This window comes from Dialister sp. i34-0019-2H8 (genome assembly GCF_042846925.1).
Classification (GTDB): domain Bacteria; phylum Bacillota; class Negativicutes; order Veillonellales; family Dialisteraceae; genus Dialister.
Genome location: NZ_BAABYQ010000001.1, coordinates 381758 through 397614 on the forward strand (window position 1 = coordinate 381758; position 15857 = coordinate 397614).

General features: G+C 51.8%; 15 protein-coding genes and 1 tRNA gene. 14 read left to right on the forward strand and 2 right to left on the reverse strand.

The genetic code is table 11. The annotated features are described in order from the left end of the window. Positions 1 to 652 precede the first annotated feature (652 nt). Both ACGG9R_RS01515 and ACGG9R_RS01520 read right to left on the reverse strand, forming a co-directional pair. Positions 653 to 1588 carry an AAA family ATPase gene (locus ACGG9R_RS01515; protein WP_390150625.1) on the reverse strand — a complete coding sequence of 312 codons (936 nt, stop codon included), beginning with the start codon at positions 1586 to 1588 and terminating at the stop codon, positions 653 to 655. 135 nt (positions 1589 to 1723) lie between these two features. Continuing rightward, a complete protein-coding gene (locus ACGG9R_RS01520; protein ID WP_390150627.1) occupies positions 1724 to 2596 on the reverse strand; it encodes a LysR family transcriptional regulator in 873 nt (290 codons plus the stop codon). Between the two features lie 492 nt (positions 2597 to 3088). On the opposite strand from ACGG9R_RS01520, the gene ttdA reads away from it, so the two are divergent. The 14 genes from ttdA (at position 3089) to ACGG9R_RS01590 (ending at position 15820) form a co-directional block, all read left to right on the forward strand. Next, a complete protein-coding gene (gene ttdA / locus ACGG9R_RS01525; RefSeq protein ID WP_390150630.1) occupies positions 3089 to 3991 on the forward strand; it encodes a L(+)-tartrate dehydratase subunit alpha in 903 nt (300 codons plus the stop codon). A 15-nt stretch (positions 3992 to 4006) separates the two neighbouring features. After that, a complete protein-coding gene (gene ttdB, locus ACGG9R_RS01530; protein WP_390150633.1) occupies positions 4007 to 4636 on the forward strand; it encodes a L(+)-tartrate dehydratase subunit beta in 630 nt (209 codons plus the stop codon). Positions 4637 to 5213: 577 nt separating this feature from the next. Then, positions 5214 to 5627 (forward strand): IS200/IS605 family transposase, encoded by a 414-nt coding sequence (gene tnpA, locus ACGG9R_RS01535; protein WP_045172396.1) that lies wholly within the window; start codon positions 5214 to 5216, stop codon positions 5625 to 5627. 534 nt (positions 5628 to 6161) lie between these two features. Then, positions 6162 to 6251 (forward strand) — tRNA-Ser (locus tag ACGG9R_RS01540). 315 nt (positions 6252 to 6566) lie between these two features. Beyond that, a complete protein-coding gene (locus tag ACGG9R_RS01545) occupies positions 6567 to 7427 on the forward strand; it encodes a YitT family protein (protein ID WP_390150636.1) in 861 nt (286 codons plus the stop codon). Positions 7428 to 7813: 386 nt separating this feature from the next. Continuing rightward, positions 7814 to 8185, forward strand: coding sequence for a VOC family protein (locus tag ACGG9R_RS01550; protein WP_390150639.1), 372 nt, complete (start codon positions 7814 to 7816; stop codon positions 8183 to 8185). Next, the gene (locus ACGG9R_RS01555; RefSeq protein WP_022105553.1) at positions 8185 to 8886 is read left to right on the forward strand and encodes a ThiF family adenylyltransferase; all 702 of its coding nucleotides are present in this window, start codon (positions 8185 to 8187) and stop codon (positions 8884 to 8886) included. The genes ACGG9R_RS01550 and ACGG9R_RS01555 overlap by 1 nt, the downstream gene beginning before the upstream one ends. A 317-nt stretch (positions 8887 to 9203) precedes the next feature. Continuing rightward, positions 9204 to 9818 (forward strand): hypothetical protein, encoded by a 615-nt coding sequence (locus ACGG9R_RS01560; protein WP_390150642.1) that lies wholly within the window; start codon positions 9204 to 9206, stop codon positions 9816 to 9818. Positions 9819 to 10099: 281 nt separating this feature from the next. Continuing rightward, the gene (locus tag ACGG9R_RS01565) at positions 10100 to 10576 is read left to right on the forward strand and encodes a hypothetical protein (RefSeq protein ID WP_390150645.1); all 477 of its coding nucleotides are present in this window, start codon (positions 10100 to 10102) and stop codon (positions 10574 to 10576) included. A 177-nt stretch (positions 10577 to 10753) separates the two neighbouring features. Beyond that, the gene (locus tag ACGG9R_RS01570; protein ID WP_390150648.1) at positions 10754 to 11872 is read left to right on the forward strand and encodes an MBL fold metallo-hydrolase; all 1119 of its coding nucleotides are present in this window, start codon (positions 10754 to 10756) and stop codon (positions 11870 to 11872) included. A gap of 320 nt (positions 11873 to 12192) precedes the next feature. Then, entirely contained in the window at positions 12193 to 12642 is a 450-nt protein-coding gene (locus ACGG9R_RS01575; RefSeq protein ID WP_055236678.1) for a universal stress protein, read from the forward strand. Positions 12643 to 13211: 569 nt separating this feature from the next. Further along, on the forward strand, positions 13212 to 14414 hold the full coding sequence (gene rpoD / locus ACGG9R_RS01580; RefSeq protein ID WP_022105558.1) for an RNA polymerase sigma factor RpoD: 1203 nt from the start codon (positions 13212 to 13214) through the stop codon (positions 14412 to 14414). Positions 14415 to 14893: 479 nt separating this feature from the next. Next, positions 14894 to 15235 (forward strand): 50S ribosomal protein L19, encoded by a 342-nt coding sequence (rplS, locus tag ACGG9R_RS01585; RefSeq protein ID WP_022105073.1) that lies wholly within the window; start codon positions 14894 to 14896, stop codon positions 15233 to 15235. Positions 15236 to 15418: 183 nt separating this feature from the next. Beyond that, entirely contained in the window at positions 15419 to 15820 is a 402-nt protein-coding gene (locus tag ACGG9R_RS01590) for a hypothetical protein (protein WP_022105391.1), read from the forward strand. The last annotated feature ends 37 nt before the right edge of the window (positions 15821 to 15857 follow it).

Sequence of the window (15857 nt, forward strand, 5' to 3'; positions counted from 1 at the left end):
GAAAATTAGGAATGAGAAATTAGGAATGAGGAATGAAGGTGGCGGCTTCGCCGCGATCCTTCGACTCAGGCCTCAGCTTTTTTGCGCACCGCTTGACAAACAAGCGACGTTTTCAACCGCTCAGGATGACGAAACGGGGCGAGACCCGAAAGTCGTGTGCAAGTCACTCGTATTGCGTTTTCCAAATAACTGGCATGTAAGTCAACTTCTAAGTCAAGTTAGGAGTGAGGAGTGAAGGTACGGCGCATAAAAACAGGGAAGCACCGCGGAGTTTTGAAATATACGGTATTTACGGAAGATGAGAAACCTGTGAACCTTTTGAACCTTCAGAACCTGTTTAACCTATGAGGATTCTCATAAAGGGGAGATTGTTTTTCTGCTTTCAAACTTCAGGGTTCAGGAAAATGAGGAATGAGGAATGGTGGTGCGGCGCATAAAAATATAGAAGCGCCGCGGAGTATATATGGGGCGATGCCCGAAAGGAAGTGGATAGAAGGTTTCCCGTTTGAGAGTACCAAACATCGCTTGCTTGGTCGCGAATGACAAAGATTTCTCGCTTACGCTCGAAATGACGATACGAGAGAGTTTCCTAGTCCCCAGTCACAAGTCACTAGTCCCCAGTCACAAGTCACTAGTCCCCAGTCACCCGCTATTACACCAGCTCCGGCATGGGGACGGATTTCAAAATATCATCGAGCACGCTCGCTGCGGTCTTTCCGGCAAAGCGGGCATCGCCGGAAAGGGTGATACGGTGGGAGAGGGTGTAGGGGGCGACGGCGAGGACGTCATCCGGAGTCGCGTAAGCTCTGCCCTCCATGAGGGCATGGGCGCGGGTCATGGCGGAAAGCGCCATCGTGCCGCGCGGAGAGATACCGAGCGAGATGTCATGGCTTTCTCTGGTAGCAGCGGCGATATCCACCATGTAGGCGAAGAGGCTGTCTTCGACGTGGACCTCTGCGGCTTGTTTTCTAAGGGAAAGAAGGTCATCGGGCGTGATGACGGCGCTGAGGGACAAGGCGGCGCTCCGGCGGCTGCCCTTCAGGATCTCGATCTCGTTCTCACGGGACGGATAGCCGACGGTGATGCGGATCATGAAGCGGTCGGTCTGCGACTCGGGGAGCTCCTGCGTGCCGGAGGAGCCGAAAGGATTCTGCGTCGCCATGACGATGAAAGGCTGCGGGACGGTGTAGGTCTTGCCGTCAACCGAGAGGCGCCCTTCCTGCATGACCTCAAGGAGCGCGGACTGTGTCTTCGGGGAGGCGCGGTTGATCTCATCGGCGAGGAAGAAATTCGTCATCGCGCTGCCGGCCACGTAGCGAAAGCTGCCGGAGGCTTTGTCGTACATGGAAAATCCCGTGATATCCGAGGGCAGGACATCGGGGGTGAACTGCATACGCTTGTAGTCAAGCCCGAGCGTGCGGGTGAAGGCGACGGCCATGGTCGTCTTGCCCACGCCGGGGATGTCATCGATCAGGATATGGCCGCCTGCCAAGATGGCGGTCAGTATACGGCGGAGTACATCGTCCTTGCCCAGGACGGCTTTGCCTGTCTCCGCGAGAATGGCGTCTATGGTTTCTTTGGTATTCATGAGGGCCTCCTTTATTTATACCCTACTATTATACAACGATTGGGGAAGGGGGCTGCGGCACATCCGTCTGAAGTCTGATTTCTGAAATCGAGCGGTGTAAGGAAGAGGGGGACGAAGCGTTTCCATAGTTACCAGTCACCTCACATACCTTCTTTTCACAAAACGGATAAACTCTTCGAGTCCATGAGGGAGAAAGATGCCCTTCTTCCAGAGGATGCCAAACTTGGTGCTGATTTCCGGCGTGACCGGGATGCGGACGAAACGCTCCTCATCAATGGGAATGGACGAGTAGAGAAAGGCACCGCAGCGGCCGCTTTCCAGATAGTTCATCATCGTCGTCAGCTGGCTGAGGTAGAGCTTCACGTGCGGCGTGAGGCCGAGGGCGCGGAAGGCGGCGGTGATGGTGAGTGTCTGTACCGAGTCCATGTGGAAGAGGAGCAGCGTTTCCTCAGAAAGGGCAGGCAGGCTGACGGATGTCAGATGCGAGAAGGGGTGATTTTTGGAAACGCAGTAGACATAGTGATCCTCTTTCATCGTATAGTAGTGGTACTGCTCCAGATTATATATATCGAGATTCCCCAAAAGGATGTCCAGTTTTTCCTCCTGTACGAGCTCGGCGGCGCGGTGGGAGGCGCATTCGGAGAGCTCGAGCGGGACAGGACATACCGCTTCGAAGGCATCAGAGAGCGCGGGAAGGAAGATGGTGGACAGGATCGGAGGAATGCCGACACGGATGGGACGCACGGAGAGTGCGGCTTGACTGAATTCCTCCTGCATATTCCTCGCGCGCTGTAGGAGGTCATTGGCTCTTTCATAAAAAGCGGCGCCTTCTTCCGTCAGGTGGATGCGGTTCGGTGTGTGAAGGAAAAGGGAAATGTGGAACTCTTTCTCCAGCTCATGGATGGCGGTGGAAATCGTCGGCTGGGAAATGTAGAGGGCTTTCGCCGCGCGGACGATGCTGTGATAACGGCAGACGGCGCAGAAATAAGTGAGCTGCTGTAAGGTCATGGGAAGACTCCTTTGGGAAAATTGGGGGGAGCCCGTAGGGCGTAGCGCCCCTTTTGATTGTGGATGAAAGCTCTTCTCGAATGAGGAATGAAGGTGGCGGCTTCGCGCACCGGTTTAGCCTTCCCCTCAAGGGGAAGGTGCCCCGAAGGGGCGGATAGGGTACCTGCGGCATGAAAGACAGATGAGCAAAATGGAAAATGCGTCTGCAAACACAGTGACACTCACGTAAGCACCCGAGCACCGCTGGCGCGGTCTCCCTTCCTCATAAGGGGAATGCTGCCACCACAACCCTGAACCCATCAACCTGAACCCTGAACCTTCATTTCTTTTTAGTATAGTTTTTTCTGAAGCTAACTTCAATATTCCGAAATTTATTTTTATCTGGAAGAGGACTATACTGCAGACAGTCAAGGGGAGCGGTGAGAGCTTCCTATAAAGTAAAAGGGTCAGCTGAGACGCGAAAAACTGCCAGCTGATCGAAGGAGGATCCAAATGAAAACTGGAGTAGAAAAACTGACCGATGTCATGGCTCATTTTCTGGGACATACCGCCATCCGTTTGCCGGATGATGTGATCGCGAAACTGGAAGAACTGCGCGACAAAGAGGACCATCCGCTTGCGAAGGTCATTTATCGCACGATGTTTAGAAATCAGAGGCTCGCCGAAGAGCTGCAGCGCCCGTCCTGTCAGGATACGGGTGTCTCGCAGTATTGGGTACGCTGCGGCACCGCATTCCCTTATATCAATGAACTGGAAGACCTGCTGCGCGAAGCCACCATTCAGGCGACCTTTGAGACGCCGCTTCGCCACAACTCGGTGGAGACTTTCGATGAATACAATACAGGCAAGAATGTCGGCAAGGGGACGCCGACTGTCTGGTGGGATATCATCCCCCATTCGGATCAGTGTGAGATCTACACCTACCTGTCCGGCGGCGGCTGCTCGCTTCCCGGCTGTGCGACCGTGCTGATGCCTGGCGAAGGCTATGAAGGTATTGTGAAATTTGTCATGGACCGCATGACTTCTTATGGGCTCAATGCCTGCCCGCCGCTCCTGATCGGTATCGGTGTCGGCACCTCTGTCGAGACAGCAGCGCTGAACTCCAAGAAAGCCCTCATGCGTCCGGTAGACAGCCACAGCGACAATCCAAGAGCTGCCAAGATGGAGAAACTCTTAGAAGATGGCATCAATGCACTCGGCCTTGGACCGCAGGGCATGGGCGGGCACTACTCTGTCATGGGTGTCCATATCGAGAATACGGCACGCCATCCATCCGTCATCGGCTGTGCGCTGAATGTAGGCTGCTGGAGCCATCGCCGCGGTCATATCATTTTCGATAAAGACCTAAACTTTACCACCGATACCCATAGCCATTTCGTATATGAAGAGAAATAAGGAAGGGAGACTATCATGGCTGTCATCGTGAAAGAAGATAAAAAAATCCTGGTTACTCCGATTTCCAGAGAAGATCTGAAAGATATTCATATCGGAGACATTGTGTATCTCTCCGGGGATCTCACCACCTGTCGTGACGTGGCTCATCGCCGCGTCGTCGAAGAAGGACGGGAGATCCCTGTCGATGTCAGAGACGAGGCCATTCTCCATGCCGGACCGATCATTCGACCTCATGATGACGGGACTTATGAAATGGTCTCCGTCGGCCCGACCACATCCATGCGTATGGAGAAATTCGAGTATGAATTCATCAAAACGACCGGCGTCCGCGTCATCGTAGGCAAAGGTGGCATGCGCGAAAATACCGAGCGCGGCTGTAAGGAATTTGGTGCGATCCACTGCGTATTCCCTGCGGGCAATGCCGTCGTTGCCGCTAAAGAGGTCGAGGAAATCGTCGAAGCCCAGTGGAAGGATCTGGGCATGCCGGAAACCCTCTGGCACTGCCATGTCAAAGAATTCGGCCCGCTGATCGTATCTATCGATTCGTATGGAAGAAACTACTTCGAAGAAATGAAAGTGGAATACAACAAGAGAAAAGGAAAAGAAATCGAACGTATCAGCAAAGAGGTCGGATTCATTAAGTAAGAAGAAAAGGCGATGTGAAATAACGATCATCTCATTTTCGCTTTCCATCTGCCGCGGGGACTTGCAGCTCTCATAGGAGTGACCGGGAAACCTTATCTCGGCTGTCTTTCATACCATAGTCACCCTATCCGCCCCTTTCGGGTAATGCTATTAAGTTAAGCGGAAGAACGTTCTTGGCTCCCCATCGGGGGAGCTGCCCGAAGGGCTTGTGCAAGCGAACTGGATTTTTAGAAGTGAAGCGACGCGAAAATCCAGTGAGACGCCATTTCGAACGAAGTGAGATGAGGGGGCTACTTAGCGGTATTGCATGAAAGTGTTGGGATATCAATAGCATCGGACTATTCAACATAGCACGCTATACCGCTAGCATGCCCCTATTGCCTTCGGCACTTCCCCCGAAGGGGGAAGCAAGACGTTACGTAGCTAACGATTTCCTTAACTGTATTCGTATATTAAGCCCCCATCTGAGATGGGGGACCCGGTGGAGCCGTAGCTTTGCCTAGAGTATAAAAAATCCTCCAGTGTTAGAATAAAGAGGGTCTAGCAAACCACTTTAGCTAACAAAGGAGGAGTCCAAATGGACAACAATAGTATAGCTCATACCAAATGGAATTGCACATATCATATCGTATTCATCCCAAAATATCGCAAGAAAGTATTCTACGGGCAAATGAGGAAAGATTTGGTTGAAATCATCCGAAAATTGTGCGAGATGAAGAAAGTGGAACTGATCAAGGGAGCTGCATGCGTGGATCATGTGCATCTGTATCTCGGGATACCGCCGAAGTTGAATATATCAGACGTAGTAGCCTATATCAAAGGGAAAAGTGCGTTAATGATATACGACCGGCATCCCGAGATAAAAGCCAGATGGGGAGAACGGCATCTCTGGGCACGAGGCTATTATGTAGAAACCGTCGGGAATATCAACGAAGAAGTTATCAAGCGTTACATTTCAGAGCAAGAAGAAAGCGATAAGTTCGAGAAGTAAGTAAGACGAATAAGCGAAAGAGTCGCCATAGGCGGCTGTAAGTACAAAGACGATTTGCTAGACCTGCCATAGGCAGGTGTCAGTACAAAACCCCGGAGGGGTTCCAAATAAACCCCCATTTGAAATGGGGGTTGCTAACTTTAATAGCATTACCTCTGCGGTACACCTTCCCCTAGAGGGGAAGGATGCGATATGAGAATACCATCATCTAACATGGCGGCGAAGCCGCCACCACAACCCCGAACCCTGAACCCTGAACCTTGAACCAAATGAAAGCAAAGTAAAAAGGGGCTGTGAAGAAATGAGGATTCATTTCTTCATAGCTCCTTTTATGGTTTAGGGTTAGCTCATGGGGCGTGCCGTCCCTTGATTGAGCGAAAGAGGGGGCGGGTTCTATGGGTTCGGTGGGTTCGGAGGGGGGCGGTGTCCGAAAGTGGTATTCAAGTCACCAGTCCCCAGCCACTCATCCCTGATCCATGGTTTCGGCGGCTCATTTGACATTTCCCTCCATTTCACCTATAATACTATCATTATGGAAGGGTGTCCGAGTGGTTGAAGGAGGCGGTCTTGAAAACCGTTAACCTTGCAAGAGGTTCATGGGTTCGAATCCCATCCCTTCTGCCAGAATTATATTCGCGGGAAGCCGCGGTTTCAGAAAGCACTGATCGATGAGCGGCATGCTCGTCGGCAGTGCTTTTTAATTAGGAATGAGGGATGGCTGTGCGGCAAGATTTTTCGGCTCAGTCCTCGCTTTTCTGTAAGCGGCTTTCTTACATACGACGTTTCCTGCTGCTAAGGATGACGAGATGTGCTGCGGAGCGCAAATAAGGTGATGTCTGCAACTGGCATTTAGTCACCAGTCACTAGTCACCAGTCACTCCTAATCCCTAGTCCCCAGTCACTAGCCACTAGTCTCTATTTTCCTAAAAGGAGTCTTTCATGTACCTATTCCATCGGCATATCGACCTCGCAAGCGAATTGAAGAAAGCCGTCGGGCTGGCCGTGGGGGCAGCCATCTACTCGGCGGGGCTCAATCTTTTCCTGATCCCGAATGACATCATCGACGGAGGCATCACAGGCATTTCGCTCCTCGTGCAGGCGCTGACGGGGATCCCCTTCAGCGTGCTCATCGTTCTTCTGAATCTGCCCTTTTTCTACATCGGCTATCGGCGGCTCGGGGCGCGGCTCGCGCTGTCTTCGACCTTTGCGATCGTCATCCTCTCGCTCTGCTCGTCCTATTTCGAGACGATGAAGCCCGCGACGTCGGATCCTTTCCTCTCGACGATCTTTGGCGGCATCATCATCGGCATGGGTGTCGGCATCGTCATCAAGAGCGGCGGCTCGACAGATGGCACGGAGATCATGGCGATCTGGATGGATAATAAATTTCCTTTCTCCGTGGGCGAGATCATCATGTTTTTTAATTTCTTCATCCTTGGCGCGGCCGGATTCGTTTTCAGCTGGAACAGTACGATGTATTCCCTCATCGCCTACTTCATCTGCTCGCGCATGATCGATGCGGTCTCGACGGGTCTCGACTCGTCGAAGGGGGTCTTCATCGTGACGACCTCTTACGATGCGGTGTCCGATGCGATCGTTCATGATATGCATCGCGCCGTCACCCGCCTGCACGGACAGGGAGGCTTCCTGAAGGATGATAAGGATGTCCTCTACTGCGTGGTGAGCCGTCTGGAGATCACAAAGCTGAAGCAGGTCGTTCACGCCATCGATGCTTCCTCCTTCCTCTCTGTCTTCGATGTACAGGAAGTCCATGGGGGGCTGGTGAAGGGGAAGAAGTAGTGACTAGTGACTAGTGACTAGTGACTAGGGATTAGGGATTAGGAGCCTCAAGTGACTAGAAAACATCAGGCTCTCTCGTATCGTCATTTCGAGCGAAGCGAGAAATCTTTGTCATTCTCGGCTCATCGGTCGATGTTTGGAAACCTCAAACGGGAAACCTGCTCTCCAAGATACTTTCGGGCATCGCCTCATTTATACTCCGCGGCGCTTCTGCTTTTTTATGCGCCGCACCATCATTTCGCATTTCTCATTTCTAATTTCTCATTTAAGCGAAACTTTCACCCCCCGATTAAAGGACGCCCCCCTGAACCTCTCCCCCCTATTGTCGCTTCCTTGTCATCCTGTTATACTACAAATACCACAAAGTTTTGAAAAGGAGAGTAATTATGAAATTTCTGTTTAACCATCAAAATTTCAACGTGCTTGATCTCGAAAAAAGCATTGCCTTTTATGAAGAAGCGCTGGGACTTACGGTGAACCGTACTTATAAAGCTTCTGACGGCTCCTTTATCCTGACGTACATGGGAGACATGGCGACGGGTTTCCAACTCGAGCTCACCTGGCTGCGGGATCGCAAGGAAGCCTACGATCTGGGGGACAATGAATTCCATCTGGCTTTCGAGGTGGATAATATGCAGGAATCCTATCAGAAACACAAGGCGATGGGCTGCGTGTGCTATGAGAACAAGGATATGGGCATCTACTTCATCAATGATCCGGACGGATACTGGATCGAGATCATCCCGGGAGGACATTGATGGATCCGATATTTAGCAGAACTGCCCGCATCATAGATGAGAAGGGCATTGAGTGCCTCCAGGCCAAGACAGTCGCGGTCTTTGGCATCGGAGGCGTCGGTTCTTATGCGGCAGAAGCACTCGTGAGAGCGGGCGTGGGACACCTCATTTTCATCGATAAGGATGAAGTCGATATCACAAATCTGAACCGCCAGCTGGTCGCTGACTTAACGACCGTCGGAAAAAATAAGGCAGAAGTCATGGTATCACGTGCGCACCTCGTGAATCCGGCCTGTGATGCGAAAGCCATGCCCATTTTCTATCGCCCCGGCGACGAGGACTTCATCAGAGATCTCCACGCCGACTACGTCATCGATGCCATCGATGATGTACCGGCGAAGATTTCCATCGCGGAAGTCTGCTGGAAGCTGAAGATACCAGTGATTTCTTCCATGGGAACGGGCAATCGCCTGCGGCCGGAGATGCTGCAGATCGCTGACATCAATAAGACCTCTGTCTGCCATCTTGCCCGCAAAATGAGAAAGGAGCTGAAGGAACGTCGTGTGAGAAAGCTCACGGTCGTCTACTCGAAAGAGCTCCCGCACAAGCCCGTCGGCGAAGGCCATGCCCCCGGCTCCATTTCCTTCGTCCCGCCCGTTTCCGGTATGATGATGGCAGGCTACGTCGTGCGCGCCCTGCTGAAGGAAAACGGGATCGGGTAAAGGGGGCAGGCTTCCTCTCGCCATGGATCATGTATTCTTTAAGATCGGGACATATCTGGCGCTTGCCAAAGCTTTCGCGCCGCGCCAGCCCATTGCACGGTTGGATCCTCATCCTTAAGGAAACACTGATTAAATCGTTGTCTGATTTCATTCTTGGATTTTTATACAGAGCAAGGAATCATCTGACGCAAATAGCGAGCTATTTAAGGAAGATGATGACGAAGCTATGCATAAAAATCCATATGAAATCTGGCTCTGCTATTTAATCAGCGTTTCCTTAGTCCCTGATCTCTATTTTCCCCACAAGGAGGCCCTATATGATCACCGAAATCCATCATCCGGAATGGCTCACGCTGGATGTGGGCGGTCAGACTGTTCTTGGCTATAACCAGGAATGGTATCCGCAGGAGAGGCAGCGCTTGGCAGGCTGCGGGCCTACGGTCGCTGCCATGATGGCAGCCTATCTGGAAAAGAAAGAGTGGAAGACGCCGGTGAAGGACCGGGAGCTCGCGCTTTCCGTGATGCTTTCCCTGTGGCAGTACGCGACACCAAGGATGCACGGCCTCTACAAGACGCGCTGGCTGAAGGAAGGCCTCGCAGCGTATCTTTCAGAGAAAGGCCTGTCCGGCGTCGTAGAATCGCTCTCTATACCGTCTATCCGCCTCCTTGCGCCAAAGCCGGAAAGGGTCATCTCCTTCATCAAGGCGGGGCTTTCGGCGGACTGCCCGGTGGGATTTTTGAATCTTCACAGCGGGGGTGAGCCCATTCCCTATCATTGGCACTGGATGCCTATCGTAGCGATGGAAGAAACCGAAGAGGGGACCTTCTGCACCCTTTGGGATGAGGGGAAGGCCCATCGATTCTGCCTGGAAGGCTGGCTCAAAAATACCAGGTTCGGCGGCGGGTTTGTCAGAGTGATGGCGGGGGACTAGTGGCTAGTGACTAGTGACTAGGAGACTAGGAGACATTAGACTCCCGTATCGTCATTTCGAGCGAAGCGAGAAATCTTTGTCATTTGCGGTCAGGTGGGCAATGATTGGAAAGTTCAAAACGGGAAACCTGCTATCAAGAGACTTTCGGGCACCACCCCCTTTGAACCTTTTGAACCCATAGAACCCGCTCCCCCCTCTTTCGCACGCAATCAAAGGACGGCAAGCCTCATGGGCTGACCTTGAACCCTTTATCAATCATATTTCAAAGGAGGATCTCGAAAATGAAAAAAATGATCGCTATGGCACTGATCTCTGCACTGGCTCTGCCGGGCGCTGCCATGGGAGCAGCCCAGCTGCCTTCCTCGGATAAAATGCTGAATGATTACAGCCGCTATGCCGTGGTCTATACCAGCGATGAAGAGCGCGTCTATGTGGATACCGAGACGATCGAGCGCGACCCGGCCAATGCGGGAGAGCTCCCAGTCATCCGTGGGACGCTGTACGCGGAGGTCTATAAAGACCCGCTCACCTATCCCGATTATGGCAATGACCGCATGGTCGAGTACATTTTCCAGTATGAGACGGCCGTGGGTGCCGATCAGTATGGCCGAGAGATCCGGTACCGCATCTTGAATAAGCTGCAGGGTGTCTACACACCTGATGGCAAACCGGCTGCCTATACAGGCTTTCATGATGAACCGGCGGACGAAGCAGATGACATCTACGCTGCCATGTATCGTCTGTCGAAAAATTATTAAGAAGCGGGGATAGGGGAGTGCGGGGCAGATCCCTTTTCCATTTACAAATTCTATCCACTGCTATATAATAAATAAAACTTCACTTATCAAGCAGAGAGGCCATGAGACATGTCTTTTGGCTTCTTTTTTGTTTACAGATCCTTTGCAAGGAAAGCTTTGATCCCATCTGACTCTGCGATGGGATCAGTACTTCCCGCGGATCTCTTCTTAGGGGAGAACAACATGCAGCTCTACATTGCGGGCGGCTGCGGCGACCAGGGCCGCAACTGCTTCTATATCGAAGGGGATCGGCATGCCTTCATCGTAGACGCGGGGACGTCGACGGACGGGCTGGATCGTCTGCCCGACCTGTCACCGGAGATGATCCGCCGCGCGGAATATCTTTTCGTGACCCATTCTCACAAAGACCACACGGGCGCGATCGAATATCTGGAAAACAATGGCTTCACCGGCCCTGTCCTGATGTCAAACCAGACCTACCAGCAGATCCATTACAAGCCGAAGAACACCATGATCCTTGACTCCACCGCGCCTGAGCTTTCCCTGGACGGCGAGCTCTCGCTCCGTTGGGGACGAACAGGACACTGTGCCGGTGCGGTCTGGTACTACATCACCGTGGATGGGAAGCGTCTCTTTTTCTCCGGTGACTACCGGGAGAATGATACCTTCTACCGCTGTGATGCCGTTCGCGGTCTTACGGCGGATCTTGCCGTCATCGACTCCGCCTACAGCCGCATGGATCGGGCAGAGGATATGAGAAAAGCCGTCGCAGACGCGGCGAAAGAGGCTCTGGGGCAGTCGGCTCCGCTCCTCCTGCCGGTCCCCTCCTACGGCCGCGGCCTTTCTATGGCGATGCTCTTTTATCAGACCTTTGGCGAGGCATATCCCATCCACATGTCCGCAAAGCTTCGTGACCAGTGGCTGCGCATCGGGCATCGGAGCTATTTTGCCCATGAAGAGATCTTGGGCTATCCCTTCGATATTTTCAGGCCGTGGGATGAGACATCTCTGGAAGGCGGGCACATCTATTTCCTGACGGATGCCCAGCTCTCCAAGGCGAAGAGCCGACAGCTCATCGACTGCCATCCCGAGCTTTCCGTCCTCATGACCGGCAGCCTTCACGGCTATGGCAAGGCAAAGTTCTACTACGAGTCCGGCCGCGCAGCCTTCGTCCTCTGGCCGAACCATCTCACCAAGCAGGAAACGGCAGATCTCGCAGCGGCGAATGCGTTCTCTCTTGTCGTTCCTTTCCACAATCCGAAGGAAAAGCCGGAGACGGATGTGTATAGTTTTTAGGGGAATGGAGGGTAGTGACTGGTGACTGGTGGCTAGTAGCTAGTGACTAGCGGATATCAGACTCTCTCGTATCGTCATTTCGAGCGGCAGCGAGAAATCTTTGTCATTTGCGGTCGGGCGGATGGCAGGAAGACTTTAAGGAAACGCTGGGGCAAGAGAGTTTCAGGCACCGCTTCTATATACTTGTGGCGAAGCCGACATTTTAACCCATAGAACCCGTTGAAACTGTCCAATCCGTTTCCTTCCCTTCCCCCACATGATATAATAGAAACAGAAGAAAACAGGGAGTGATCCCTTCGTCATAGAAAGGCGGGATGCATATGCTTTCTTATAAAAAAATCCTGGTACCGTATGATGGCTCCGAACATGCAAAGAAAGCGCTCCAGCAGGCCATTGCTATTGCTGAAGACGGTGAAGGCGCAAAGCTCTTCGTCGCTTCGGTGTGCAACATGGTATCCGCGATGAGCAATTTTGATCAGGTCTCCATCGCAGAAGGCTGCCTCACGACCAAGCTGACAGAAGATCTGGAAGCGCAGTGCAAGGCGGATCTGGAGGAAGCCAAGGCTTTGATTCCGAAAGGGGTAGAGACGGAGATGATCTATGAAGTCGGTTCTCCGGGACCTGTCCTTTTGAATATGGCCGACGATAAGAAATGTGACCTCATCGTCATGGGCAGCCGGGGTCTCGGTCCCCTGAAGGGCATCTTTATGGGCTCTGTTTCAAGCTACCTCGTCAGCCGTTCCAAGTGCCCGATCCTCATTGTGAAATGATTGCGACAGAAGCTGTAAATGCCGGCATTGGCATTTACAGCTTTTTTAGTGCAAGGTTAGCCACTGGGGCGGCTCGCTCCCTTGAAAGCCTCTCTTGAATGAGAAATTAGAAATGAGAAATGCGAAATGGTGGTGCGGCGCCAGATCCTTCGACTCAGTTCTCACTGTTCCGCATTTACATGATCGAACATCCGACATTTCACTCCGCTCAGGATGACGAAATGCGCCGCGAAGTATAAATCATGGCGATGCTATGAGCTGGCATGCCAGTCACCAGTCACTAGTCACTAGTCACTCCTAATCCCTAATCCCTAATCCCTGTCCACTATAACATGCAAGCAAAAAATAATTTGCTTTTCCTTTTCTGCTGTGCTATGATTACTATCTGACTACATATCGATTTCAAGGTGGCTTTTCAAAAAATGGCTTGGACGAAGCATGGAAACGATGGGAAAAAGAAAGGGCGCCTGAAGTGATCTGAATGAAATGACAGACTTATGGAAACGCTGATTAAATCTGACAACGATTGAATCAGTGTTTCCCTATAGATACTGAGGAGGTGTCCCTATTTGGCAACTAAGGCAGCACAGCTGGCAGAGTGGCTAAAAGAACTGCAGGATAGAGTGGATGCTGACGGCAATCTTTCCTATGCGGAGATCATGCGCTTTCAGCAGGAGAAGAACCTGACAAAGAAACAGTTCGACAGCATTTTTACACTTCTTCATGAGCATCACATCGAGCTTGTCTATGATGATGACATAGAGGATGATGCAGAAGAAGGCCCGACCGACGCCGATTTTGACGGAGATCCCGGAGACGATGACCTGTCCGACGATGTCCTTCTGGATGACAAGGATGGGCTGGAAGAAAAAGAGTGGGAAACGGATAATTCCGACGAAGCTTATGACGCAGCGGCCGGCGGTATCAGTGACCCTGTCCGTCTCTATCTCCGCGAGTGCGGCTCGAATCCTCTCCTTTCCGCAGAGGAAGAGATGCGCCTTGCCAAGCTTATCGAGCGCGGCAAGCATAAGGATGCGACGGAAGAGGAAAAAGAGGAAGCAAAAGCCGCAAAGAAAGAAATGGCCAATGCCAACCTGCGTCTGGTCGTTTCCATCGCCAAGAAATATCCGGGGCGCGGCATGCCTTTCCTTGATCTCATTCAGGAAGGCAATATTGGTCTCTTGAAGGCTGTCGATAAATTCGACTACACCAAAGGCTATAAATTTTCTACCTATGCGACATGGTGGATCCGTCAGGCCATCACCCGCTCCATCGCGGATCAGGCCCGTACCATCCGTGTGCCGGTACACATGGTAGAGACCATCAATAAGATGAACCGTGTCGGCCGACGCTTCCTGCAGGAACATGGCCGCGAAGCGACAAATGAAGAGCTCGCCAAGGAAATGGGCATCAGCGTGGATAAGATCCGCGAAGCCAAGAAGGCGGCGCAGGATCCGATCTCGCTCGAGACGCCGATCGGCGAAAAAGAGGATTCCCATCTGGGGGATTTCATCGAAGACTCCAAGACCGCCTCTCCGGAGGATGAAGCAGCAGCGACCATGAGAAGAGAGCAGGTCTACAAAATGCTCGAAACGCTGACCGAGAGAGAAAAAGGCGTCCTAGCCCTCCGCTTCGGCATGGATGACGGCACTCCGAGAACGCTCGAAGAGGTAGGCAAGCACTTCGGCGTCACGCGCGAACGTATCCGTCAGATCGAAGGTAAAGCACTGAAGAAACTCAAAAAACAGGCACTGCCGATGAAGGTAGATTAAAAAAGGAGCTGTGAAGAAATGAATCCTCATTTCTTCACAGCCCCTTTTTACTTTGCTTTCATTTGGTTCAGGGTTCAAGGTTCAGGTGGCGGCTTCGCCGCCTTTTTTTAGAAGATGGTATTCTCGTATCGTAGCCTTCCCCTCTAGGGGAAGGTGCCCGAAAGGGGCGGATAAGGTGACTATGGCATGAAAGACAGCTGGGATAAGGTTTCTCGGTCACTCCTATGAGAGCTGCAAGTCCCCCGCGGCAGATGGAACGCGAAAATAAGATGAACGTTATTTCACATCGCCTTTTGGCTTTAGGACGCGGGAGAAAGACAGGCATTGCACCCCTTCTCTTTTTATGATAAAATATCCAAATGCGTGGCGAAAATCATTGCAATCGAAAGAAAGCTGTGATACAATGCTACTGTTAGTCTGGACAGTCCTCTGCCAAATGCGATCGGCATGAATGTCCTGTGTGATAGGAGGAAAAGATCGTGAACATTATCGAAACACTGGAAAAAGAACAGCTCAGAAACGACATTCCTGAATTCCGTCCGGGGGACACCGTCAGAGTTCATGTAAAGGTCGTAGAAGGCAAGAACGAACGTATTCAGATGTATGAAGGCGTCGTTATTGCAAGAAAGAACGCAGGTCTGCGTGAAACCTTCACCGTTCGTCGTATTTCCTACGGCGTCGGCGTAGAAAGAACCTTCCTCGTTCATTCTCCACGTCTGGAAAAGATCGAAGTAAGACGCCGCGGCATCGTTCGTCGTGCAAAGCTCTTCTATCTGCGCGGACTCTCCGGCAAAGCTGCTCGTATCAAAGAAAGAAAATAAGTTCAGCAAAAAAGCTGCAGCCAGGGCTGCAGCTTTTTTAGTGGGTCCAAAGGGCGGATGCATGGCGGCTGATTCAAACAAAAACTCATAGATCTTTTCATTTATAGTATTTCGCAATCGTTTATGAATGTGTTAAAATAAGGAATAGTGCAGAAGAGGGTTTTCTCACGAAAGGAAACAGCTATGAGAATACGAACGATCACTGCCGCGCTCCTTGTGACGCTGGGAATGTGCCAGATAGCAGGAGCGAATGATATCCGCCATGTCTTCGTGGTCGATGACATGACGATCGAGCTGGAAATGAAGGAGCCTTTGACAGAGGACGAGACAGCGCCCAAGAATTTCACATCGGATACCTATGAGCCGCCTTTTGTACTCAATGAAGGCGTGGCGGTCATCGGATTTCCGGTGCCACAGAGATCGGATGGATTTCACGACAACATTTACCGCATCACGGTGACAGGGATGGATGTGGGTCCGATCTATCAGATCTCCTACCGGGGCCACAAGCCGAAGACCTTCAAGGTGTACCCGGCCAAAGAACAGACCGACCGGTATCGGGATCGGTATGGAAGCTACTTCTGACTCATTCTGATATCTAAGGAAACGCTGATTCAATCGC

Coding starts and splice junctions, on each gene's coding strand:
- ACGG9R_RS01515 (WP_390150625.1), bottom strand. CDS start 1,588: ATGAATACCAAAGAAACCATAGACGCCATTCTCGCGGAGACAGGCAAA.
- ACGG9R_RS01520 (WP_390150627.1), bottom strand. CDS start 2,596: ATGACCTTACAGCAGCTCACTTATTTCTGCGCCGTCTGCCGTTATCAC.
- ttdA (WP_390150630.1), top strand. CDS start 3,089: ATGAAAACTGGAGTAGAAAAACTGACCGATGTCATGGCTCATTTTCTG.
- ttdB (WP_390150633.1), top strand. CDS start 4,007: ATGGCTGTCATCGTGAAAGAAGATAAAAAAATCCTGGTTACTCCGATT.
- tnpA (WP_045172396.1), top strand. CDS start 5,214: ATGGACAACAATAGTATAGCTCATACCAAATGGAATTGCACATATCAT.
- ACGG9R_RS01545 (WP_390150636.1), top strand. CDS start 6,567: ATGTACCTATTCCATCGGCATATCGACCTCGCAAGCGAATTGAAGAAA.
- ACGG9R_RS01550 (WP_390150639.1), top strand. CDS start 7,814: ATGAAATTTCTGTTTAACCATCAAAATTTCAACGTGCTTGATCTCGAA.
- ACGG9R_RS01555 (WP_022105553.1), top strand. CDS start 8,185: ATGGATCCGATATTTAGCAGAACTGCCCGCATCATAGATGAGAAGGGC.
- ACGG9R_RS01560 (WP_390150642.1), top strand. CDS start 9,204: ATGATCACCGAAATCCATCATCCGGAATGGCTCACGCTGGATGTGGGC.
- ACGG9R_RS01565 (WP_390150645.1), top strand. CDS start 10,100: ATGAAAAAAATGATCGCTATGGCACTGATCTCTGCACTGGCTCTGCCG.
- ACGG9R_RS01570 (WP_390150648.1), top strand. CDS start 10,754: ATGGGATCAGTACTTCCCGCGGATCTCTTCTTAGGGGAGAACAACATG.
- ACGG9R_RS01575 (WP_055236678.1), top strand. CDS start 12,193: ATGCTTTCTTATAAAAAAATCCTGGTACCGTATGATGGCTCCGAACAT.
- ACGG9R_RS01590 (WP_022105391.1), top strand. CDS start 15,419: ATGAGAATACGAACGATCACTGCCGCGCTCCTTGTGACGCTGGGAATG.